The sequence below is a fragment of the Vibrio sp. OPT18 genome, assembly GCF_015163615.1.
Taxonomy (GTDB): domain Bacteria; phylum Pseudomonadota; class Gammaproteobacteria; order Enterobacterales; family Vibrionaceae; genus Vibrio; species Vibrio coralliirubri.
In genome coordinates this window covers 25,216-47,640 of the sequence record NZ_JADDYK010000116.1, presented here as the reverse complement: position 1 = coordinate 47,640, position 22,425 = coordinate 25,216, and the positions used below count along the sequence as shown (strand labels likewise).

The window sequence follows — 22,425 nt, the reverse complement described above, 5'->3', positions numbered from 1 at the left end:
CTCACTGATGCTACTTTCAACCATCATAGGTGAAGAGATTCACCCTGCAACGCTGTTTGGTTTGGTACTGATCATTGCTGGCTTGGTGATTCAACAGATCAAGTTTTCAAAAAACAAAGCTGCGTAAAATAAGAGCTAAATGATTCGATTGAGCACGAAAAGCTATCGATAAAGTCGAATCTAGAGCTAGAACACAATGTGTGATACAAAAATGGCGAGTCGTATGACTCGCCATTTTTATGTCATTTAAAATCTATGGTTAAGCTTAAACCCACTGGCCTGCAGCAAAGCCAGAACTCCAACACCATTGGAAGTTATAACCACCAAGCCAGCCAGTAACGTCCATTACTTCACCGATGAAGTAGAGGCCAGAGACACTCTTACATTCCATGGTTTTTGACGATAGGTGATTGGTGTCCACACCGCCTAGAGTTACTTCGGCCGTTCGGTAGCCTTCGGTGCCGTTTGGCGCGATTTTCCAGTTTTCTAGATGCTCTACGATGTCGTTCAGCTGTTTTTCATTGAACTGCTTTAGCGGCTTGTCTTCAAGCTCTTTACGGTCAATCAACACTTCCACAAAACGCTTCGGCAGTGCTTTCGCCAAGGTATTTTTCAGGCTCTGATTTGGGTGCTTCTCGCGAGAGTTAGCCAGCAGCTCAGCTACATCGACTTCAGGTACTAGATTAATCGAAACCGACTGACCCGCTTTCCAGAACGAAGAAATTTGCAGAACTGAAGGACCCGATAGGCCGCGGTGGGTAAACAGCAGTGCTTCTTTGAACAAGGTTCCGTCTTGCGCGGTGATCTCGGCAGGAATTGCGATACCAGAAAGCTCTGCGAAAGCTTCTTTATCTTCTTTATGCAGAGTGAATGGCACTAAACCTGCGGTAGTTGGCATCACAGACAAACCAAATTGCTCGGCAATCTTGTAGCCAAATGGCGTTGCGCCTAGCTTAGGCATCGACAAACCACCTGTCGCTACAACCAGTGAGTCACACTCAACTTCGTCGGTATTAAGGTGCATCTTAAAGCCAGCGTCTGTTTTTTCGATTGAGTGAACATCACAACGGTAGCGCTGTTCAACTTTCGCCTGCTTACACTCGTCAAGCAGCATGCTCACAATGTCTTTTGCGGTGTGGTCATTTACACAGAACAACTGGCCGTGATCGCGTTCTTCGAACTCAATACCGTACTTGCTGACCATCGAGATAAAATCCCAGTTGGTGTATTGAGATAAAGCTGACTTCACGAAGTGAGGGTTGTTACACAGGAAGTTGTTGGCTGAAACATCATAGTTAGTGAAGTTACAACGGCCGCCACCTGAGATTAAAATTTTTCTGCCTGGTTTCTTTGCATGATCAACCACCAGCACTCGTCGGCCGCGTTTACCAGCTTCCGCAGCACACATTAAGCCTGCGGCGCCCGCACCAATTACGATTACATCAAATTTTTCACTCATGTGGTTCTGCTTTTCTTCACTTTTGCAGCCCGAGTACACCCTGTTCTCGAAATGCCATCAATAAAAAAGGATGTGCATAAACAGCACATCCTTACTAATTGCTCGCTATTTTAGCGGCAATTTTAAACTTTGCAATTGATGTTCAATTGTACAGTTTGCAGACAGCAGCAAATCCACGACTTGGCTTAGCGAACCAACAACCAAGCTTCACACCAAAACCTAAGCTCTACTTCACACGTACTAAAAAATTAGACGATGAAAGAAGACAGCAAGGTTACACCTAGCAGAGCGGAAGAGAGTATGAATAACTGTCTTACACGATCGCACTTCGAAGTAAAAACTTCGTCATGATGATGGTGATACTCTTTGCTTTTGATGTAACTGAACAGGCGAACCTGTTTGGTCATATTGCCATGGGTTGTGAAAAAACCGCCTCCGTCTACTTGTTGATAAAGTAGAGGATGCGCTTCTCGCATAATATAAATGAGCGTTCTTAGCGCAGTAAAATAACGCGCCCAGTTCACGCAAGTCACAACCATTAGTGCAAATAGAATAGTGTCGCCGCTGATCATCCTTTCCTCCCTACATCTTCATAAGAAAACTCAAAAGAAAAAGATAATCAGTGTCTTTCTCGTACTACCTAAACGGCAGGAGCTTCCATAATTGAAGATGAACCATCTTTTGCCAATTGCGCTAGGTCTTTATCAATAAAGAACAGTGCTTTACCGTCTTCACCAACAAGTTCTAGCTTATCCAATACACCTTTAAACAACTTCTCTTCTTCGTGTTGCTCTGCAACGTACCATTGCAGGAAGTTGAAGGTTGAGTAGTCTTGTGTGCTGAAAGCAACGTGAGCCAATTTGTTGATCTTTTCAGTAATCATCTGCTCATGTTCATAAGTTTCACGGAACACTGCGCCAAGGCTTTCGAATTCGTGTTTTGGTGCTTCAATTGCACCCAGAATTGGCATTGCACCTGTTTCGCTTACGTAAGTGAAAAGACGCTGCATATGTTCCATTTCTTCTACTGCATGAACACGCAGAAACTCTGCTGCACCTTCAAATCCTTTGTCTTCACACCAAGCACTCATTTGTAAGTATAGATTGGATGAGAAAAATTCTAGGTTAATTTGATCATTCAGTTGCTCAACCATAGTTTTTGACAGCATTTAAGACTCCTAATTACATCCTCAATTTTCTCTACTATATCACTATTTAATGAATATCTCGCAGGCCATTAGTTAACCAATATTTCGAGCTGTCATTACGCAAGACAGTGGATATGAGATCACTTCAGCAAAAAAAGCCATCGCATAGTGCTAATCTTTAAACAGACAATGAATAAAGGAGGTAGCGATATGAGTTACAAACATATTTTGGTCGCAGTCGATTTATCAGAAGACAGCAAATTAATTGTGGATAAAGCGGTAGCATTGGCAAAGCCATTGGAAGCCAAAGTCTCTTTTATCCATATCGATATTAACTACGCGGAGCTCTACACTGGCCTGATTGATATCAACATGGCCGAGACCCAGCACAACGCGATGGAAGCGTCTCGTATTCAGCTGCAAAATTTTGCGGAGCACGCTCAATACCCGATCACCCATACCCTAGTAGGCAGTGGTGATTTGAGTCATGAACTGTGTGACACCATCAACGAGTTCAATGTTGATCTCGTGGTTTGCGGTCACCATCAAGACTTTTGGAGCAAGCTGCTTTCGTCAACACGACAACTGATCAACGCCTCTCCAGTTGATATGCTGGTCGTGCCTCTAAGAGATTCAGAAGACTAATGATTTAAGGTTAGGTAACATACAGCTCATATCTTATTAACGAAGTTTTACTATGAGCTATTTAGCTGGTGTTACCCTCCTATGGGCCTTCTCCTTTAGCCTGATCGGCGTTTACCTTGCGGGTCAGGTTGATTCTTGGTTCTCTGTTTTAATGCGTGTTGCCCTTGCTGGCGTCGTATTTCTTCCTTTCCTAAAGTTTCGCGGCGTATCGCGTAAGCTGATCGCTAAATTGATGGCAATTGGTGGTATCCAGCTTGGCCTGATGTACTGCTTCTACTATCAGTCTTTCTTACTGCTATCCGTTCCTGAAGTCCTTTTGTTTACCGTTTTCACGCCAATTTACGTCACGCTTATTTATGACTTTCTCAAAGGCCAGTTCTCTCCGTGGTACCTAGTGACGGCGGCAATTGCGGTATTGGGCGCGGTATTCATTAAATTCGCAGGCATCAACGAAAACTTTTTAGTTGGCTTCCTCGTCGTGCAAGGCGCGAACCTGTGCTTTGCTATCGGTCAGGTGGGCTACAAGGTGGTGATGGAGAAGGAATCAACCGAGTTACCTCAGCGAACCGTATTTGGTTACTTCTACTTAGGAGCGCTATGTGTCGCGTCAGTGGCTTTCATGCTACTGGGCAATCCAGAGAAACTACCCACCACCACACTTCAATGGGGAACCCTGATCTACCTTGGCTTGATTGCTTCGGGGCTGGGTTACTTTATGTGGAATAAAGGCGCGTGCATGGTGAATGCTGGCGCGCTGGCAGTGATGAACAATGCCTTGGTTCCTGCGGGCCTAGTGGTGAATATCCTGATTTGGAACAGAGATGTCGATTTGGTTCGCTTGTCTATTGGTGGCGCCGTTATCTTGTTCTCTCTATTCGTCAATGAAACTTGGGTGAAGAAGCGCGTAGCAAGATCTGCCAGCAATGCCTAACTGATTTAAATGAGCTGCATGAGTTAGCTCGGATAACCCCAAAAAAGCAAAAGAGCGACCTAAGGTCGCTCTTTTTAAATCATCGCTGTAGCAATAAACCATTAAAATCAACTTCAGTGGATGTGATTATGGCTCACTACCTGGGTCTTGGTTTCAGTGAAGGCCACATCATCAAGTTGCAGGTTGATGCGTTCAAGGTCACTTTCCAGCTTCTGGCTTTTCTTAAACAGCTTTTGCTGCTTCTTAATCATCTTCGCCAGTTTCTTATTGTACTTCTCTTGTTTCTTAGCTGCTTTCTTCGCTTGTTTGAGTTCAGCTTTCTCATCACCGCTCGCCTTCGCCATCAGTTTTTTCAGCTTGTTTTTTTTCTGTGCTGCTTCTTTTTTTGCAAGCTCAGGGGCAATATCAGCAGCGGCAGGATCGAACATTTGTACGCTCGGTTCAATTGTCTCGTTGAATTCTGCAAGCGATAGTTCTGGTGCAGGTAATGTTTCCGCTAGCAGGCCGCATGCGACTTTCTCTTCAACGGGTTTGTTTTGACAACCAAGAGGTGGAATTGCGGTTGGTTTGCATAGATTCGCTTGATCCGCCGAAGAACGCGCGCAAGAACGACACACGAACTTAGGTTCAGTCACCAAGCTGTGGATCTCGCCCAAGTGTTCAGTGATATCTCGACGGTTTAACTTACAAAAGCGTTTAGCCATGCTACAACTCCAGCTAAGAATAATAATGATTCTTAGTTAGATATACATCCGTAACGCGACTATCGCAAGTGTTAAATGGCAATTTATCGTATTTATGACGGGAAATTTTCTTAGCGTGTAGCTAAGTTATTGATGCTTCCGCTAAGTCATTGATGCTTTCACATACACGTCAAAACGGTTCTTTTTGGTTTCGATCGCCATGCTCGGTTTTTGCTCGTCTAACCAAGCTGCGTAATCCGGTCTTTTAACCACAACTCGCTTCGATGCCAACTTCATCGCTGGCTCAAATAGATCATCAGCATCGAGATCGGCACCCACCAAAGATTGGAATACGCGCATCTCTTTTTTGACCAAAGCCGACTTCTTTTTGTTCTCTGGGTGTGGGTACATTGGGTCGAGGTACACCACGTCTGGCTGTTCGAAGTCAGGATCGTTGCTGAGCTTATCCAACGCATCGTGACTGGATGCGTGAATCAGCTTCATACGTTCACTGACCCAACCACCGATGTCTGGGTCTTGTTGCGCTCGCTGCAAGCCATCATCAAGCAGTGCAGCCACAACTGGATGACGCTCGACCATTTGCACCTTACAACCTAGAGAAGCCAACACAAACGCATCGCGCCCTAAGCCTGCAGTACCATCAAGAATAGTTGGCGTTGCGCCTTTGTTTAAACCCGCTGCTTTGGCAATCGCCTGACCTTTACCACCACCAAACTTACGTCGGTGACCAACAGCGCCTCCCACTAAATCAACAAAGATAGCGCCAAGCTTCGGTTCATCGACTTTACGTAACTCAAGTCGCTCACTAGTCAGTACCAAAGCAAAATCACTGCTTTCATCATGAGATAAGTTCCAGCGGGTCGCTAAGTCATTCAAATGATCGATTTGGGTAGCATCTTCGCAAATCAGTTGTAGTTGCAAGGTCGTCTCCAACAGACAGTAGTATTCAAAACAAAAGAGGCAACCAGTTTACCTGATTGCCTCAACAATACATATTAGCGGTGAAAAGTATTCCCAGCTAAAGTCGGCTTACCTAAACCAATGACTCTGTCTCTCGTTCTTGTCTTAACTCTTCAACGAGCTCTGCGAGTGGTTTAGGTCGGCCTATGATGTAGCCCTGCGCGTAGTTCACACCCAACTCAATCAGCTTGTCGATGATCTGGGTATTTTCAACGAACTCAGCCACGGTGTGCTTGCCCATCTGCTTGGCAAGATCATTGATCGAGCGAACCATCACATGGTCCATCTCATTGACATCAATATCACGCACAAACAGGCCATCGATCTTCACAATATCGACGGGCAGTTTTTTCAGATAACCAAATGACGATAGCCCTGAGCCAAAATCATCCAATGCAATCATGCAACCAAGCTCTTTAATACGAGTGAAGAACTTGATCGCCTGCTTCATGTTACTCATGGCCGCTGTTTCGGTGATCTCTAAACAAATCTTATGACACGGTATCGATGAATCGCTCAGGCTATCTATCAAGAACTCGACAAACTCACGATTACCCATCGAATGACCAGAGAGGTTGATTGAGCACATCCCCAACTCCTCAATAACCTCAGGGCGTTGTTCCAACCAACTCAAGGTTTGACTGACGACTTGGCGATCAATCAAATGCGCGATGTTATAACGCTCTGAAGCTGGCATGAAAATCCCTGGGGAGATGTATTCCCCTTGGATATTCTTGATGCGCACCAAGATTTCAAAGTGCATTTTATCGCTGTCTTCATCTAGGCCAAGAATTCGCTGAGCAAACAGCTCTAAGCGATCGTTAGCCAAGGCCTCATGCACTAGGTTGACGCACTCCATCTCAAGATGACGACGACGCAGGTCTTCATCATCTTGATGGTAAAGATGATAGCGATTGCGACCTTCTTCTTTAGCGGCATGACAAGCAGCATCCGCCTGAGCGTGCACCATCTGCGGTGAAGCTGCTGTATGGTCAATCAATCGAATACCGATAGAGCACGTCAGGTTGAGTCGAATATCATCCCACAAGAATGGATTCTCACTCATCATCGAGATAATACTGCGACACACATTAACCGCGTCTCGCTCAGTACAGTCTTTCATTAATACTGCAAACTCATCACCACCCATTCGCGCTAACACCGCATTGTAAGGCAGTACGTCTTCTAGCAGTTTGGCGCTAAACAAGATCGCAGCATCACCCGCTTCATGTCCTGCGGTGTCGTTCAAGACCTTTAACTGATCCAAATCTAGGAACAACATTGCGTGAGTTCGCATGTGACTCTCAACCTCTTTCAGCGCTTTTTGCAGCTCTTGCTCAAAGTGGTTGCGGTTAAAAGTGTCAGTCAGTAGGTCATAGCGAGCCTGATACTCTAGCTTTTCAGAAAGCTCGTGCGTTTCGGTGATGTCTTCACCCACAATCAACAGCTGATCAGACTCCACCAACGGGCGGATATTTTCACGAATCCAGATCTTGCTGCCGTCGGCATGGCGATATTCGATATCACGACGCCACACACCACGAATCTTATGCTGTGGTTGCAGCAAGATGTGGCGAGGAATCATCGCGTTTTCATCAACATAGAACTCTCTAGGACGATGGCCCAGCAACTGATCGAGTGGATATCCCAAAAGCTCTTCGGCAAACTGGTTCACCTGTTGAATGCGATTATTGCCATCGAGCGTAATCATCATCACCGGCTGTTTGTCGTAATACAGCTTCAAGTTTGCTTCACGTTGGAACAGCTTATTCTCAGCAAGCTTACGTGAGGTCACGTCGCGCGCCTCAAAGAGAAACTGAATGTCTTCGTCTTCACTGCCCGGCATCGGCTTCAATGAAATATCCAACACCATCGCACCGCGATCTCGACACCACACCTCGGCTTCAAATCGTAAGGCTGGGTGCTCACTTTTTGCGATGAAATATTCGGCTAGCACTTCTCTCGCAGAACTTTCCCAATGTTGGTGTTGTTGCAGCGGCGTTCCCAATTTATAGCCTTGATTATAAAGCAGCTCATGTAACTTGCTGTTACTCGACAGCAGCACACCACCCTTATCAATGATCCCCATGAACTGCAGGCTTTGGTCGAATATCGACTCAAGCAGCAGCTGACTTTTTCGGCTGGCACGTTCACTTTTTTTAAGGCGATTGAAGTAATACACCAAAGTCGCGATGACACACGACATCACCAAAAACAGCAAACCTATGGTGCGAATTTCATCGCGGTAGCGCACTAGAAATGACTTCGGCTTATTGAGGAAGGTTACTGAGGCTTCATTCTCTGCACCCAAATCCCAACGTGAGATCTGTTGATAATCGAGTTTGATTTCTGGCGCGCCAGCAACCACCAATGGCAATGGAGCCTTAGGATTGTTCAGCACGCTCAACAGCACGCGTCCTGTATCTCGACCTTGCGTTTCACCACTTTGAATCACACCACCAATCGCACCAAAACCTAGCCCGAGATCGTGCACCATGTACAGTGGCATTTGGGTCTTGATATTCAGTTGTCGCCAATCCTCATCGCTACTCACTCGACCTTGTGCATCGCGGTAGTACGCCCAAAACAGCAAGCTCTTGCCTAGGTCAGCACGTTGAGAAAAGGCCATTAACTCTTGGTAAGAATCCGGCACATAGTGCTCAACGAGGTCAGAAAAATCGGGATGGGTTTTGATGAACAGATCGATTTGAGAACGAATGGCCTCACCCGTGACTGAATGATCGGTAACAATGTAGATCTTCTTTACGGTCGCTTGAAGGCGCTTGATCAGCTCGATGTTGCCAACCAAATCTATGTCTTCGGTAATGCCGGTCGCATTTAAGCCTTCAATCATTTGAGGGGAGAAATTGTTGATGCCGCCAAAGATGACGGGCGTACCTTTGAGATCGGGCGCGAGACGCTTCATTAGATTGAGCGCGTTGTTATCACTCACCACAACTGCAGCGAATTCTTCATGCATCAACTTGGTGTGATAAAGCTGGTAGACACGCTCAAGGTATTCAGGATTTTGAGAGCGTTTGCTATCAAGATAAACGACACGATAAGACAGACCATCGCGATCGAGCTCATCAGATAGTCCTTTATGGAAATCATCTGTCCAGAAAAAGCCTTGATGATAAGAGTGAATAACCAACACATCTTTTGCCTGAGCTGAAGCAAAAACACTCCAACACATCACAATAAAAAATAACGAAAATCGCACTGAATTCACCCTAACCCTATAGTTACTGCTAATATTATCACCCTTGGCTATGATGTGTACTCAAGCCGGTATGTTTTTCATTCAACCTAAGGATTATGCATGTCCACAACCACAGCTCGTCTAGATGATCTAGACCGTGCCATTCTCAAAACCTTGATGGAAGATGCACGTACTCCTTATGCTGAAATGGCAAAGCAGTTCGATGTCAGCCCTGCGACGATTCACGTTCGCATCGAAAAGATGAGATCGGCAGACATTATTGAGCGAACGGAAGTGGTGGTAAACACCAAAAAGCTAGGTTACGACGTGTGTTGTTTTATTGGCATCAATCTTAATGCTGCCAAAGATTACCACTCGGCGATAGCTAAGCTGAATGCCTTAGACGAAGTGGTTGAGGCGTACTACACCACTGGTGCTTACAATATCTTTGTAAAGCTGATGTGTAAGTCGATAGAAGAGCTGCAGTTTGTATTGATCGATAAGCTGCAAGCGATCGATGAAGTTCAGTCGACAGAGACACTGATTTCATTGCAGAACCCTATCAACCGCAATGTGAATCCATAACATTGATTCGCCTTGCTTGGCATCAAACACAGACAAAAAAAGAGCCTCTAACTAGAGGCTCTTTTCGCAATTACCTCGCAATAAACTAGATAGTTACCGTGATTATGCGTTAATTCCCGCGTGGCGCAGCATTGCGTCGATTTGTGGCTCACGACCACGGAAGCGTTTGAACAGCTCCATTGGCTCTTCACTGCCACCCATTTCAAGGATGTTGTTCAGGAAGCGATTACCCGTTTCAGTGTTGAAGATACCCTCTTCTTCAAATGCCGAAAACGCATCAGCTGAAAGCACTTCTGCCCATAGGTAGCTGTAGTAACCTGCGCTGTAACCACCAGCGAAGATATGACCAAAGCTGTGTGAGAAACGGTTCCAATCAAGGCTTGGCAGTACCGACACCTTAGATTTCACGTCCGCTAGCGTTTCTAGTACGCGAGCACCCACTTCTGGGTCGTATTCTGTGTGCAATGTAAAGTCAAACAGGCCAAGCTCTAACTGACGCAGAATAAACATCGCAGATTGGAAGTTCTTCGCTGCCAGCATCTTCTCTAGCATCTCTTTTGGTAATGCTTCACCCGTTTCGAAGTGACCAGAGATAAACGACAGCGCTTCTTCTTCCCAACACCAGTTCTCTAGGAACTGACTTGGTAGCTCAACCGCATCCCAAGGCACGCCGTTGATACCCGCAACTGCGCCCGCTTCAACTTGCGTTAGCATGTGGTGGATACCGTGACCAAACTCGTGGAACAGTGTCACTACTTCATCGTGAGTAAATAGCGCAGGCTTATCACCAACTGGCTTGTTGAAGTTACACGTTAGGTAAGCGACAGGTGTTTGTAGCTCGCCAGATTCAGTAATACGACGACCACGACAGTCATCCATCCAAGCACCGCCACGTTTGTGCTCACGTGCGTATAGGTCTAGGTAGAAGCTACCGCGCAGTGCTCCTGTCGCATCAAATATATCAAAGAAGCGCACTGACTCATGCCATGTGTCGACGCCTTCACGCTCTGTTACCGACATACCAAACACACGATTCAGTACCTCAAACAGGCCTGAAACCACATTAGATTCTGGGAAGTAAGGACGAAGTTCTTCATCAGAGATCTCGAACAGGTTCTGCTTCTGCTTTTCGCTGTAGTAAGCGATGTCCCAAAGATTGAGTTCAGAAACTCCAAACTCTTTTTCAGCAAACTGACGCAGTTCTTCAACTTCGCGTTCACCTTGCGGTTTTGCTTTTACTGCTAGGTCGTTTAGGAAACCAAGTACTTGGTCTGGCGTTTCAGCCATTTTGGTCGACAGTGATTTTTCGCTGTAAGTGCTGAAACCTAGCATACGCGCGATCTCGTGACGCAGTTTAAGTTGCTCAGTGATGATCTCAGTATTGTCCCACTTACCTGCGTTTGGACCGCGATCTGAAGCGCGCGTTACGTATGCTTCATAAAGCTCTTTACGCAGTTCTTGGTTATCACAGTAGGTCATCACAGGTAGGTATGATGGGATATCTAAAGTCAGTAAGTAACCTTGTTGCTCTTTAGACTCAGCCGCCGCTTGTGCTGCCGCCAGTGCTGATTCAGGCATACCTGCCAGTTCAGCTACGTCTGTGATCTGCTTGCTCCAACCCATGGTTGCATCAAGCACGTTGTTTGAAAATTGAGAGCCTAGCTCAGACTGGCGCTTGCTGATCTCGCCGTAACGATGCTGTTCATCTGCAGGTAAGCCAATGCCCGACAGTTCGAAGTCACGCAGTGCGTCAGTAATGGTTTTTTGTTGAGCTCGGTTCAGTGCAGAGAATGCTTCACTCGCCTTGATCGCTTTATACGCTTCGAACAAGCCTTTGTGTTGGCCAACCCAAGTGCCGTATTCAGATAGCACAGGTAAGCAGCTCTCATACGCTTCACGCAGTTCGTCACTGTTCACGACAGAGTTCATATGGCTTACAGGTGACCAAATGCGACCTAAACGATCATCCACTTCTTCAATTGGAGCAACTAGGTTGTCCCAGCTTGGTGAAGTATTACCTTCAAGTACTTGTTCTATCTTGTTGCGACACGCTTCAATCACTTGCTCAACTGCTGGCTTTACGTGCTCTGGCTTGATCTGTGAAAACGGAGGTAAGTCCGTGAAGGTTAATAGCGGATTAGACATATAAACATTCCTTTGGCTTTAGAGACTTTCGTCTTTTTTGTAATGAGGTCGTCTTACAGTCATCAGGCTAAAGTTCGCCCTAAGAAATCACCTGCGAATAGTTATTAAATAGTGCCCAACAAGGCAAATTTCAATAGTAGAACCAATAACTAACTGCATATTGCTAGCGACTGTTCCTGAATTGTTCGAGAATTTATGGTCCATTGAGGGTTATAATAGTCTGATTAACCCCACCTACACTAACCACACTCTAATTCGAGAGTGTTACGAGAGTTTAATTTGTTAAGTTATCGCCACAGCTTCCACGCAGGTAACCATGCCGACGTAGTAAAGCATATCGTACAGAGCCTTATTCTTAATTCTTTGAAACAGAAGGATAAGCCTTTTGTTTATCATGACACTCACTCTGGTGTAGGTCGTTACGACTTAACGCATGAATGGTCTGAAAAAACCGGTGAATACAAGCAAGGTATTGCTCGTGTGTGGGAGCAAAAAGACCTTCCTGAGGACATTCAAAGCTACCTTGAGTCTATTTCCATTCTCAATAATGGCGAGAAACTGCGTTACTACCCAGGTTCTCCACGTGTTGCACGTGCACACCTGCGTGACCAAGACCGCATGGTACTGACTGAGCTTCACCCAGCCGATCACCCTTTGCTTGAGCAAGAGTTCCACCGTGATCGTCAGGTATCTATCTATAAAGAAGATGGTTTTAAGCGCTTGAAGGGCAGCCTGCCACCAAAAGAACGTCGTGGTTTAGTGCTGATCGACCCGCCTTACGAGCTGGCAAAAGAGTACCGTGATGTCGTGACAGCAATCGCTCAAAGCCACAAGCGCTGGGCAACTGGTATCTACGCAATTTGGTACCCGGTAGTAAATCGCTGTGATATCGAAGATATGATCGAAGGTCTCGAAGGCTTAGGCATCAACAAGATTCTACAAATCGAACTTGGCGTATCACCAGACACCAACGAGCGTGGTATGACAGCATCAGGCATGATCGTGATTAATCCACCTTGGAAGCTAGAAAGCCAAATGAAAGAGATTCTTCCATTCTTGAAGGAAGCAATTGCGCCGGCGACCGGTCATTTCAAAGTAGAGTGGATCGTACCCGAGTAATCTCGAACTTAACGTCATGCTCTGACGAATATTCAGCAGATTGTGACGTACACGAATAAATTTTAAACAGGGAGATTGAGTTCAACCGATCTGCCCTCAATATAATAATTAGACAATTTAAGAATCTATAGGACGTAGGTGTTCAGTGCGCTCACTGTACCCACAGCCTTCAATAAATGGAGAAAGTAATGGCGACTCATTTTGATTACATCTGTATCGGCGGCGGTTCAGGCGGCATCGCATCAGCAAACCGCGCAGCAATGCACGGTGCAAAGGTTGCACTTATCGAAGCTCAAGACCTTGGTGGTACTTGTGTAAACGTTGGTTGTGTTCCTAAAAAGGTAATGTGGCACGGCGCTCAAGTTGCTGAAGCTATCAACCTATACTCTGAAGACTACGGCTTCGACGTTGAAGTAAAAAGCTTTAACTGGAGCAAGCTGATTGAAAACCGCCAAGCTTACATTGGTCGTATCCACCAATCTTACGACCGCGTACTAGGCAACAACAAAGTAAACGTAATCAAAGGCTTTGCTAAGTTCGTTGATGAAAAGACAGTTGAAGTGAACGGCGAACACTACACAGCAGATCACATCCTGATCGCGGTAGGTGGTCGTCCAACGATTCCAAACATCCCAGGTGCAGAATACGGCATCGACTCAAATGGTTTCTTCGACCTGATTGAGCAACCAAAGCGCGTTGCAGTTATCGGTGCTGGCTACATCGCAGTAGAAATCGCAGGCGTACTAAGCGCACTTGGCACAGAAACACACCTGTTCTGTCGTAAAGAGTCACCACTACGTAGCTTCGACCCAATGATCATCGAGACATTGGTTGAAGTAATGGAAGCGGAAGGCCCAACGCTGCATACACACTCTGTTCCAAAAGAAGTAGTGAAAGAAGCAGACGGCACACTGACTCTGCACCTAGAGAACGGCAACACTCAAAACGTTGACCACCTAATCTGGGCTATCGGTCGCCACCCAGCAACTGACGCTATCAACCTAGCATCAACTGGCGTTGCAACTAACGACCGTGGCTACATCAAAGTAGACGAGTTCCAAGCAACCAACGTTCCTGGCATCTACTGTGTTGGCGACATCATGGAAGGCGGTATCGAGCTAACTCCTGTTGCTGTTAAAGCAGGTCGCCAGCTTTCTGAGCGTCTATTCAACGGTCAAACCAACGCGAAAATGAACTACAAGCTAGTGCCTACTGTTGTATTCAGCCACCCACCTATCGGCACAATTGGTCTAACGACTCAAGAAGCTGAAGAGCAATACGGCAAAGACAACATCAAGGTATACACGTCTGGCTTCACTGCTATGTACACAGCAGTAACCAAGCACCGTCAACCTTGTAAGATGAAGCTAGTATGTGCTGGCGAAGAAGAGACTGTCGTTGGCCTACACGGCATAGGTTTCACTGTTGATGAAATGATTCAAGGCTTCGGCGTTGCAATGAAGATGGGCGCAACCAAAGCAGATTTCGACTCTGTTGTGGCGATTCACCCAACGGGCAGCGAAGAGTTTGTTACGATGAGATAATCAACGTCTTAGTTGAGCTCTCTTTAGAAGCAGGCCTTGTGCCTGCTTTTTTTATGTCCGCTCTGAACCTTAGCTATGGATTCGACGTAACACAAATATCTACCTATCTAGAACAGCAATGGAGTTTGTTATGAATCTACTAATTGAATCATTTGAAGGCGGGATCTACTTGGCTTACCAAGTTATTGGCGAGCAAAAGCAGTTAATCAAAGATGACCACCAGCATCCTATGAAGTTTTTGAGTGTTAACCAAGCACGCGATCACTTTAGCGACCAAGGTGTAGCATCAGCTATGCTGGTTCATAACAGTGCTTACGACGAAATGTGTGGTGAACACTGTGGTAGCACACAACCTTTCGAGATTGATTTGAAGTGGAGTTAAATCAACCTCAAATCAATCGCGATAAAAATTGAAAGGCTTGCATCAATGCAAGCCTTTCTTATGGGATTCACTTTCCCTTTTAATCACTTAGATCAGCGCGATGTCCGTTTCAGTCTTCGTTTGATGTTCTGTTCTTTCACTACAAAGTCGAACAGCGGAGCGAACAGGTTGGCGAACAAGATAGCCAGCATGATGCCCTCTGGGTAGGCTGGATTGAGCACTCGTATACCAACCGTCATCACACCAATCAAAATGCCATAGGCCCATTTACTCTGATTGGTAAACGCGGCTGATACTGGGTCTGTCGCCATGAAGAAGGTACCAAACGCTACACCACCCAACACAAAGTGCCAGTAGAACGGCATCGAAAACATCGAGTTGGTTTCTGACCCTATCCAATTCATCAAGCTAGATGTCACAACGAGACCAATAATCACACCGGCGACAATGCGCCAAGAAGCTATCTTCATCGCTATCAGAATCAACCCCGTCAACATGATAAGCAATGACGACACTTCGCCCATCGAGCCCGGTATGTTACCGACAAAAGCATCCATCCAAGTGATCGCCTCGCCAGTCATGTTATTGATGAGTGACGTGCTGCCGCCTTCATACCATTGACTCAGCGGTGTCGCGCCTGAATAGCCGTCAGCTGCAACCCACACAAGCCCACCCGACATGTTGGCTGGATACGCGAAATAGAGAAACGCGCGGCCTGCAAGGGCTGGGTTCAAGAAGTTTCGTCCTGTACCACCGAACAGCTCTTTGGCGACAACTATACCAAAGGTGATGCCTAATGCGGCTTGCCAAAGCGGGATGGTTGGCGGGAGGATGAGTGCAAACAGCACCGAACTTACAAAAAAGCCTTCATTAACTTCGTGCTTACGCACAACGGCAAACAACACCTCCCAAAACCCACCTACCACAAACACCGTGGCATAAACGGGTAGAAAATAGAGTGCACCAAGCAACATCTGACTTGCCCAGCCACTTGCCACCAATGACTGCGCATCGCCAAATGCCCACGACAGATGCCAGCTGCTTTCAATAATTGAGGCAAGTTCGTTAAGTTGATAGCTGGAGGTTAATGCGAGGACACTTTGGTGCCCAACGTTATACATACCCCAGAACATCGCAGGAAAGGTCGCTAACCACACCAGAATCATGATGCGCTTTAGGTCAATGCTATCGCGAACATGGGTTATGCCGCAATTTACGTTTCCGGGTGTATAAAATATTGTCGCGAAAGCTTCATAGACTGGGTAGAGCTTTTCGTACTTACCACCCGCTTCGAATTGAGGGGATACGCCCTCTAGCCACTTATTCAATTTCATATCTTTATAACCTCATTGGTGTGAGTCAAAGACAATACGAAACAAATAAGGTTAGAGAACAATTTGGCATAATCTACCTCTATAAAGCGAACCTTTAACCAACCATTCACCGTCAATATTTGAGAGAAAATCAAGAGCTAAACTTTGGAAAGAAGATCACATACCCGCATTTTTGATGCCACCTCTCAAAAATGCGACTTTTTAGCTTATTTTTTTATATGTAATTGATAAAAACATCGAAAAAACATCTAAAACTCTTATAGAATGTATGCATAATAAGAGACATAAAAAAGATCAGTTGTGCAAAATAGAAGCAGTGGCCCCACTGAGGTTTTCTATCGCCTCATAGATATCCCAGACGCGGAAAAAAGTCTCTACCTAAAACGACTAGAGCAAGAACAACCCAGCTTATATCAGCAGGTACTTCCTCTCATCAGTGAAGTCCCCTCAGAGCAGCTCACATCACTGCTCGGCTTTCACGCACAACAAGCAACAGAAAGTGAGCTCAACCTAACCTACACCTTAGTCGATAAATACTATATATCGCATGAACTCGGTCGTGGTGGTATGGGGATTGTCTATGCAGCTAGTCGAGCAGATAGAACCTTTGAGCAAGACTTAGCAGTTAAATTCATACAGCCCTCTCTTTCACATATTTTAGGTGAGCATGCTCTATTTCAAGAAGCACAATTACTCGCACACCTAAACCATCCATGTATAGCCAAAGTGTTTGATGGTGGGGTCTACGAAGAGTCGGTCTATATTGTGATGGAGCGAGTTGAAGGGGAAACGCTTTCTCTGTATTTGCAGAATCGCTCTTGTAGTGAAAAGCAAAGGCTCAATTTATTTAAAGAAATTTGTTCGGCAATTGAACATGCTCATCAAAAACAAGTGCTGCATGCTGATCTCAAGCCCGAGAATATCTTAATTGATCCTTTTGGTTCACCTAAGATTCTCGACTTCAATCTAACTCAAAAGGTCAAACAACCCACACCCAACCAAAGCTCAGATGCTTCCATACTGACAGCCTACAGCAAGGCTTATGCCAGCCCAGAGCAGGTTGCAGGTCACTTCCTAACTCAACAAAGTGATATTTACTCACTGGGTAAAGTGCTAGCGCTGATTTTTGACTCTTCTTCAAGCTTAGATATTAACCTAATTGTAGAAAAGGCGACAAACCACGAACCCTACCGTCGCTATGCCAGCGTAAGTGAATTGCGCCAAGACATAGTGCGTATCTTAGAATGTCGCCCCATTTCTTTGAGAGAGAAGCAGCCACTCTATTCATTATCAAAGCTATTAAAGCGACGCCCAGTACAGAGTGCTCTAACAATTCTATTGCTACTGTCAGGCGCAACGTTTTCAACAGCTATATTCAATAAGAATTTACAACTACGCAAAGAAAAACTAGTCGCGGAAGAGATGATGTATGAAGTGACGAGCCTATTGTTTCATGCCAAAGGCAGTGATGCTGCAAAAATGTCAGTCGGCACGATGCTTGAGCTCACTAGACGACGGATCTTATCAAACCCTGATTTACCCAAAGACGTTAAACAGAAAATGCTATTGGCGATGCTGACACCATCACCTGAAAAATCTGTGACTAACAAAAACAAAGAAAAGTAATCCAACAATTAATTATGAAAAAAATACTTCTCCCGCTGATAGCTCTCTGGTCAACGAGTCTTTACATCCATGCTAATGGCAGCGAAGTTCTTACTGGGTATTTTATTGATTCGCCAGTATCAGGGCTTTATTACGAAACCAGCTCCAATCTTTCGGGCACCACTGATAAAGGGGCATTCCAATACAATTCAGGTGATATCGTCAGCTTTTTTATTGGCACCGACAATTCGGGTTACTTGCTGACAACGCTTTCTGGCCAGGAGGTAATAACACCAACCCTATCGTCAACTCGCCCAAGCCGCAGCATCAACATGACTCGTTTACTTCTATCGCTTGATGACACTCCAGAACACCGCGATGAAATCATCTTAGCGAGCAAAGTTTTATCTGACGTAGAGTTTCAAAAGAAGCTCAAAAATCTCGACCTAAGCTATTTAGATGCTCAAGAATTAGGCATTGACCTTGTTTCAGTCAAAGAAGCTGCAAAGCACCTCAACCAGAGCCAAGAATACATCAAGGATAACTTTGCCTCAGAGGAAATCATTTTTTCTCCTAAAGACAAAGTGCTTCATAACATTATTATTGCTAAGAAAGACTATGCAGGACGCGCGTGCTTTTACGACTTAGCTCACCACACTAACCCAAAATACAAAGGTCCGATTGGAGAGCTTAGTTACCAAATCACAGACACAGAACTCATTCAGTTCCCAGGAACAGGCGACTATTTTAACGGCTGTAACCTACGCCCTTACCAGACACCCCAGAAGATCATTCGCGAACCATTATCCAACAGCGATGGCTGGACAGGCTTTACCAGTTGTGCTCAAAAAGGCTGCACACGCCACGATTTGAGTGGATTCTCAATTGAAGACTATAACGATGAAGGGGACTGGAAGTACCGTACCGTTGCATTGGATTTTGATACAGAAACTGAGCTGTTGATGGAAAAAACCCAAGGTTTAGGACAGAAAGAACACATCCGTCATTCAAACAAAGCTGAGATGATTTGGTTTACCTACACCAATGATCGCGGTAATCACATCCCTTATGAAGGTGTTTGGCAGCACACTCAATATCAACAAAACGACATCATAAATGAGTGCCTACTCATCAAAGATAAACGCATTTTTCTTGGCCCAAGCGACACTGAGGCCTGCTCAACAAACCACCAACAATACACGCAAGACGTTACAGAAAAATTTGGCGATATGTGGTGGCTGACCAACCCAGAACCTACAACTTCTCTCGCCCAGATGAATGTCTCTGTCCGCTGGTATGACTCAGTACCACAACAGCATTTCACAGCATGGGAATACTTGCCTGCAGGCCAAAATTGGGATCAAGGCATACTCTACAGATTCAAACAAAAAATTTCGCTAAACCCTGATAAATCCCATAATATCAGCACCCTATCCGTTTCCGAGTTTAGTAAAGTGAGGTCTAAAAGCTAATGGCAACTGCAACTCCAGATATCACACAGATCATCCAACAATGGCAATCCGGCGATAAAAGTGCCGAAGCCGATCTATATCAATTCGCGTACTTGCAGTTAAGACATATTGCTCAACAAGAACGCTCTCGTAGCGCTCAAAAATATGGTGCTGACAATCAAGTGCTGAGCGACAGTATGAACAGCACGACGGCTTTAATTCATGACGCTTACCTAAAGATCTCATCTTCCGACCTTCAATCGGTCGAAAATAAAAAAGACTTTTTTCTTATGGCTGCAAAAGTGATGCGCCAAATTTTAATCGATAATGCTCGCCACCTTCAGGCAAAAAAGCGTCAAAAGATGACTATGCTAAGCGACAGCAAAGACGATAAGTTCGAGCAATTAATGATCATGGATAAAGCCATAGACAACTTCAGTATCCACTACCCTCGTCAATCTCAGGCACTCAAGCTTAAGTACTTAATGGGCATGCGTAATCGCGAGATCAGCGAGCTACTGAAATGCAGTTCGAGCTTGATCGAGAAGGATCTTAAATTCTCACGTTGTTGGCTACAAAGCAAACTGGTTTAATAATGAAAAAGCGATTCTGTTTACTGCTCATTTCCGTCTGTGGGGCTCTCATGTTCCTGCCTCCTTGGATAGCCTCAAAAGAAACTAACCTGTCGCACACCAGCAGTGGCATAAAACAGTTCTCTTCGAATAATAAACCTTCACCTCATAGCCCAGTAAACGGTGCTTCAATGCAGGGTTTGAATGAGGCAAATGAAAAAATTAGAAGTCATTCAACCTCAGAAAAAGCCGACGTTTCATTAATATCTAAGTGGGCTTCGAACACCTTCGAATCGGCGCAACTAGACGTGGTTACCTTTAAGGAAAAAACTCAAACGATAGTCGTCGAAGAAGAGCGAGATAGATCTGACAGTAATCAAAAGCCACATGTGAATCTTACGGTGCTGCAAAGTATTCAGCATGAAATCAACCAGTGGTCATTCACCGAAAATTCCCCGATCAACTACTCAATTGATATTACAGGGCTGTTTGAGGACCCAGATGATGACCTACTGACAACACAGCTTGTTGTTAATCATCCTAAGTTTTCCGTATCTCACTTAGGCGGGACATCGAGCCTACAAGGCACACCAAAAATCGGCAACGCACCAACTCAACTTATTGCGCGAGCCAAAGATGATTATCACGGTTCGGAAGAGGGCGCTTGGGTAACTGCCACCTTTCCACTGCCTTCGCTCTCATCAGGCCTAGAAGGTGAGGGATTACACCCTTTGATTGGTCAAACTTGGTACCGCCTTGAGACAAACCACCTGTTTGCAGGTAAGACTTACAACTATGAAAAGGTGTACTGCGAGGCATTTAAGTTCATCAATGACGAAGTGTTTTTTGCCTCATCCAACACTCTAACCACCTGCCCTAACGAACATCAACTACGTAAAGTGGGAAGTTATCATGTTGATGGTGATGATCTTATTGTCTCTAGCACTCAGTCAATATTTGACCATGATATGCGTTGGAAAATCTTGGAAACCTATCCAAGTCACCCGATGTTCACCACCGCTCATGTGACACAAGTAAAAATGGGCAATGAATATGAAACTTATACGGTTGCCTCTAAAACTCAAATAGAGCAACGCATAAACACTATTACAGGCTTAGAGGCACTACAACTGACACCAGTCAACTATATGTACTTGGCTAACGACGGTCACTACTACTTAGGTTGGTATGGCATGCATATTGGTAATTACCAATTAACGAACCCAGACTGGCCCGATGAGATGGATGGTGACTTAAATGTACAGTCTTACAATACAACGGTTATTTGCGAAGATTTACTCGACAAATTTAATCACTACTCTGTTGGTGGGCAAGGCGTATATGGCGACATTATAGGTCAAACCATCGGCGAAAATTTCGAGTCTATCGAGTGTGAAGAACGACCACTAGGCCACCTTCAATATTCCTTCTTCGATGTCGACTTTTTAGAGTTTGATGAGTTCAAGCATGGCGAAGTATTTAGCATCATACTTCGCCCCAAGCTCGAGTGGCGTCATAAGGTTGAAGAGATCAAACTCAATATTCGATATCTAGACCCTAACGCCTAGAAACTCCAAAGAGCCTGTAAGCCGGTACTGAATGTATAGGTGTCGGCTTCAGGTAAGGTCGCCTTTTTTTGTTCTGTTACGTAATCTGTACACACTCCATCAACCATGGTTTTACAGTATGTGGTTGTCACTGTTTCTGTATCCGACTGAAACCGCTTCTCATAACCAAACATTGCATACCAACCTAAGTGCAAACCGGGTGTCACTTCATAGCTCACCGATCCTTCCACTGCTGCTCGATAGCCGAAGTCGTAGAAGTCAATATTTTCAAATTGCGTATTCGAAGTCACACTCCAAACTGGCAAACCAAAGGTCGCCTTACCGCTGATGTGCCATTTATCACTAAGATACAAACTACCGTCATCGTAGGCTAAACCAACATCCATAAAGATATCCGTCGACGTTTCCTCCCACGTACCGTAGAAATATTTGTTTCCCGCATCCGTATGATTTTTCACACCATAACGAGTAAAGGTTTGATATGTCAGTGACGGACCACCAATCACACGCCAGTTATCTTGCAACTTGTAATGCAACTGAATATTGGTTGCCGTCTTCAGGTACTCCATCTGGTTCTTTTGAATAGATGCGCCATTATTAGCCCACTCTTCTTTCGAGCTTTGTGGAGAGAAAGAGGCCAATGCATCGATAGAAAAATCGAAGTCATCATTCACGTAATACAGACCGCCAGTATTCAGTATCGGATTGGTCACCGTCACATCCGACCTTAACCCACCAAAGTGCTCTTGATACGTCACATTTTCCAAGCCAACCGTGAAATACGAGTAGCCATACTTATCACTATTATGTGTTTGTTGAGCCATTACCGAAAATGGCAATAGACTAAAACCGATCCATTTTTTCATTTTTATATCTATCAAACTAATTCGGGGCAGCATGCTATTGAAATTGGAAATCGATTAGAAGAGCAATCGTACAAATAAAAATCAAATAAATTTTACGGTTTTTTTATACCTTTACGTGTGTTGAAAAAACAACCAACAACAAGTAAAACATTCACCAGGCAAATAAAGGCATCATAAAATGAAACAAATAGAGCTTAGCTAGAGCT

General features: G+C 45.0%; 19 protein-coding genes and 1 pseudogene. 11 read left to right on the top strand and 9 right to left on the bottom strand.

What is annotated here, in order from left to right:
• Window positions 1-127, top strand: a pseudogene (locus IQQ51_RS27685) (EamA/RhaT family transporter); the annotation flags it as partial.
• 138 nt (window positions 128-265) lie between these two features.
• Here IQQ51_RS27685 and IQQ51_RS25930 read toward each other — a convergent pair.
• The 3 genes from IQQ51_RS25930 to ftnA all read right to left on the bottom strand — a co-directional run bounded on the left by IQQ51_RS25930 (window position 266) and on the right by ftnA (window position 2,627).
• Window positions 266-1,459 carry an NAD(P)/FAD-dependent oxidoreductase gene (locus tag IQQ51_RS25930; protein WP_050053166.1) on the bottom strand — a complete coding sequence of 398 codons (1,194 nt, stop codon included), beginning with the start codon at window positions 1,457-1,459 and terminating at the stop codon, window positions 266-268.
• 248 nt (window positions 1,460-1,707) lie between these two features.
• Window positions 1,708-2,031, bottom strand: a complete 324-nt coding sequence (uspB, locus tag IQQ51_RS25920; protein WP_009848060.1) for a universal stress protein UspB — start codon at window positions 2,029-2,031, stop codon at window positions 1,708-1,710.
• Between the two features lie 68 nt (window positions 2,032-2,099).
• Window positions 2,100-2,627: a non-heme ferritin gene (gene ftnA / locus IQQ51_RS25915; RefSeq protein ID WP_017066029.1), complete on the bottom strand. Its 528-nt coding sequence runs from the start codon at window positions 2,625-2,627 to the stop codon at window positions 2,100-2,102.
• Between the two features lie 189 nt (window positions 2,628-2,816).
• On the opposite strand from ftnA, the gene uspA reads away from it, so the two are divergent.
• Complete coding sequence (gene uspA / locus IQQ51_RS25910; RefSeq protein ID WP_017060149.1) at window positions 2,817-3,251, top strand: universal stress protein UspA; 435 nt, start codon at window positions 2,817-2,819, stop codon at window positions 3,249-3,251.
• Between the two features lie 52 nt (window positions 3,252-3,303).
• On the top strand, window positions 3,304-4,182 hold the full coding sequence (locus tag IQQ51_RS25905; RefSeq protein ID WP_086774453.1) for a carboxylate/amino acid/amine transporter: 879 nt from the start codon (window positions 3,304-3,306) through the stop codon (window positions 4,180-4,182).
• Between the two features lie 113 nt (window positions 4,183-4,295).
• Here the strand turns inward: IQQ51_RS25905 and IQQ51_RS25900 are convergent, their stop codons facing one another.
• From IQQ51_RS25900 to IQQ51_RS25890, 3 genes are all read right to left on the bottom strand, one after another.
• The gene (locus IQQ51_RS25900) at window positions 4,296-4,886 is read right to left on the bottom strand and encodes a hypothetical protein (RefSeq protein WP_193842508.1); all 591 of its coding nucleotides are present in this window, start codon (window positions 4,884-4,886) and stop codon (window positions 4,296-4,298) included.
• A gap of 141 nt (window positions 4,887-5,027) precedes the next feature.
• Window positions 5,028-5,807 carry a class I SAM-dependent methyltransferase gene (locus IQQ51_RS25895; RefSeq protein WP_193842507.1) on the bottom strand — a complete coding sequence of 260 codons (780 nt, stop codon included), beginning with the start codon at window positions 5,805-5,807 and terminating at the stop codon, window positions 5,028-5,030.
• Window positions 5,808-5,919: 112 nt separating this feature from the next.
• A complete protein-coding gene (locus tag IQQ51_RS25890; protein WP_193842562.1) occupies window positions 5,920-9,042 on the bottom strand; it encodes an EAL domain-containing protein in 3,123 nt (1,040 codons plus the stop codon).
• 126 nt (window positions 9,043-9,168) lie between these two features.
• Between IQQ51_RS25890 and asnC the strand changes: the two genes are divergently transcribed.
• The gene (gene asnC, locus IQQ51_RS25885; RefSeq protein ID WP_008218581.1) at window positions 9,169-9,633 is read left to right on the top strand and encodes a transcriptional regulator AsnC; all 465 of its coding nucleotides are present in this window, start codon (window positions 9,169-9,171) and stop codon (window positions 9,631-9,633) included.
• Between the two features lie 102 nt (window positions 9,634-9,735).
• Here asnC and prlC read toward each other — a convergent pair whose 3' ends face one another.
• Window positions 9,736-11,778 (bottom strand): oligopeptidase A, encoded by a 2,043-nt coding sequence (gene prlC / locus IQQ51_RS25880; RefSeq protein ID WP_193842506.1) that lies wholly within the window; start codon window positions 11,776-11,778, stop codon window positions 9,736-9,738.
• Window positions 11,779-12,057: 279 nt separating this feature from the next.
• Between prlC and IQQ51_RS25875 the strand changes: the two genes are divergently transcribed.
• From IQQ51_RS25875 to IQQ51_RS25865, 3 genes are all read left to right on the top strand, one after another.
• On the top strand, window positions 12,058-12,897 hold the full coding sequence (locus IQQ51_RS25875) for a 23S rRNA (adenine(2030)-N(6))-methyltransferase RlmJ (protein ID WP_048612424.1): 840 nt from the start codon (window positions 12,058-12,060) through the stop codon (window positions 12,895-12,897).
• A 188-nt stretch (window positions 12,898-13,085) separates the two neighbouring features.
• Complete coding sequence (gorA, locus tag IQQ51_RS25870; protein ID WP_193842505.1) at window positions 13,086-14,441, top strand: glutathione-disulfide reductase; 1,356 nt, start codon at window positions 13,086-13,088, stop codon at window positions 14,439-14,441.
• A 130-nt stretch (window positions 14,442-14,571) separates the two neighbouring features.
• Window positions 14,572-14,823 (top strand): DUF6482 family protein, encoded by a 252-nt coding sequence (locus tag IQQ51_RS25865; protein ID WP_017067233.1) that lies wholly within the window; start codon window positions 14,572-14,574, stop codon window positions 14,821-14,823.
• Between the two features lie 92 nt (window positions 14,824-14,915).
• Here the strand turns inward: IQQ51_RS25865 and IQQ51_RS25860 are convergent, their stop codons facing one another.
• Window positions 14,916-16,157 carry an NADH:ubiquinone reductase (Na(+)-transporting) subunit B gene (locus tag IQQ51_RS25860; protein ID WP_193842504.1) on the bottom strand — a complete coding sequence of 414 codons (1,242 nt, stop codon included), beginning with the start codon at window positions 16,155-16,157 and terminating at the stop codon, window positions 14,916-14,918.
• Window positions 16,158-16,457: 300 nt separating this feature from the next.
• Here IQQ51_RS25860 and IQQ51_RS25855 point away from each other — a divergent pair, with 300 nt between their 5' ends.
• From IQQ51_RS25855 to IQQ51_RS25840, 4 genes are read left to right on the top strand one after another with little or no spacing between them, the layout of a single operon-like run.
• On the top strand, window positions 16,458-17,783 hold the full coding sequence (locus IQQ51_RS25855) for a serine/threonine protein kinase (RefSeq protein ID WP_193842503.1): 1,326 nt from the start codon (window positions 16,458-16,460) through the stop codon (window positions 17,781-17,783).
• A 14-nt stretch (window positions 17,784-17,797) separates the two neighbouring features.
• Entirely contained in the window at window positions 17,798-19,234 is a 1,437-nt protein-coding gene (locus tag IQQ51_RS25850; protein ID WP_048612419.1) for a hypothetical protein, read from the top strand.
• Window positions 19,234-19,806, top strand: a complete 573-nt coding sequence (locus IQQ51_RS25845) for an ECF-type sigma factor (RefSeq protein ID WP_048612418.1) — start codon at window positions 19,234-19,236, stop codon at window positions 19,804-19,806. Before IQQ51_RS25850 ends, IQQ51_RS25845 begins: the two co-directional genes overlap by 1 nt.
• Before the next feature lie 50 nt (window positions 19,807-19,856).
• Window positions 19,857-21,353 carry a hypothetical protein gene (locus tag IQQ51_RS25840; protein ID WP_228013262.1) on the top strand — a complete coding sequence of 499 codons (1,497 nt, stop codon included), beginning with the start codon at window positions 19,857-19,859 and terminating at the stop codon, window positions 21,351-21,353.
• Here the strand turns inward: IQQ51_RS25840 and IQQ51_RS25835 are convergent.
• Window positions 21,350-22,219, bottom strand: coding sequence for a hypothetical protein (locus IQQ51_RS25835; protein WP_193842501.1), 870 nt, complete (start codon window positions 22,217-22,219; stop codon window positions 21,350-21,352). The genes IQQ51_RS25840 and IQQ51_RS25835 overlap by 4 nt on opposite strands.
• Window positions 22,220-22,425 lie beyond the last annotated feature (206 nt).

Coding starts and splice junctions, on each gene's coding strand:
- IQQ51_RS25900 (WP_193842508.1), bottom strand. CDS start 4,886: ATGGCTAAACGCTTTTGTAAGTTAAACCGTCGAGATATCACTGAACAC.
- IQQ51_RS25930 (WP_050053166.1), bottom strand. CDS start 1,459: ATGAGTGAAAAATTTGATGTAATCGTAATTGGTGCGGGCGCCGCAGGC.
- prlC (WP_193842506.1), bottom strand. CDS start 11,778: ATGTCTAATCCGCTATTAACCTTCACGGACTTACCTCCGTTTTCACAG.
- IQQ51_RS25860 (WP_193842504.1), bottom strand. CDS start 16,157: ATGAAATTGAATAAGTGGCTAGAGGGCGTATCCCCTCAATTCGAAGCG.
- IQQ51_RS25905 (WP_086774453.1), top strand. CDS start 3,304: ATGAGCTATTTAGCTGGTGTTACCCTCCTATGGGCCTTCTCCTTTAGC.
- IQQ51_RS25890 (WP_193842562.1), bottom strand. CDS start 9,042: ATGTGTTGGAGTGTTTTTGCTTCAGCTCAGGCAAAAGATGTGTTGGTT.
- gorA (WP_193842505.1), top strand. CDS start 13,086: ATGGCGACTCATTTTGATTACATCTGTATCGGCGGCGGTTCAGGCGGC.
- IQQ51_RS25865 (WP_017067233.1), top strand. CDS start 14,572: ATGAATCTACTAATTGAATCATTTGAAGGCGGGATCTACTTGGCTTAC.
- ftnA (WP_017066029.1), bottom strand. CDS start 2,627: ATGCTGTCAAAAACTATGGTTGAGCAACTGAATGATCAAATTAACCTA.
- uspB (WP_009848060.1), bottom strand. CDS start 2,031: ATGATCAGCGGCGACACTATTCTATTTGCACTAATGGTTGTGACTTGC.
- IQQ51_RS25840 (WP_228013262.1), top strand. CDS start 19,857: ATGTTCCTGCCTCCTTGGATAGCCTCAAAAGAAACTAACCTGTCGCAC.
- uspA (WP_017060149.1), top strand. CDS start 2,817: ATGAGTTACAAACATATTTTGGTCGCAGTCGATTTATCAGAAGACAGC.
- IQQ51_RS25845 (WP_048612418.1), top strand. CDS start 19,234: ATGGCAACTGCAACTCCAGATATCACACAGATCATCCAACAATGGCAA.
- IQQ51_RS25850 (WP_048612419.1), top strand. CDS start 17,798: ATGAAAAAAATACTTCTCCCGCTGATAGCTCTCTGGTCAACGAGTCTT.
- asnC (WP_008218581.1), top strand. CDS start 9,169: ATGTCCACAACCACAGCTCGTCTAGATGATCTAGACCGTGCCATTCTC.
- IQQ51_RS25835 (WP_193842501.1), bottom strand. CDS start 22,219: ATGAAAAAATGGATCGGTTTTAGTCTATTGCCATTTTCGGTAATGGCT.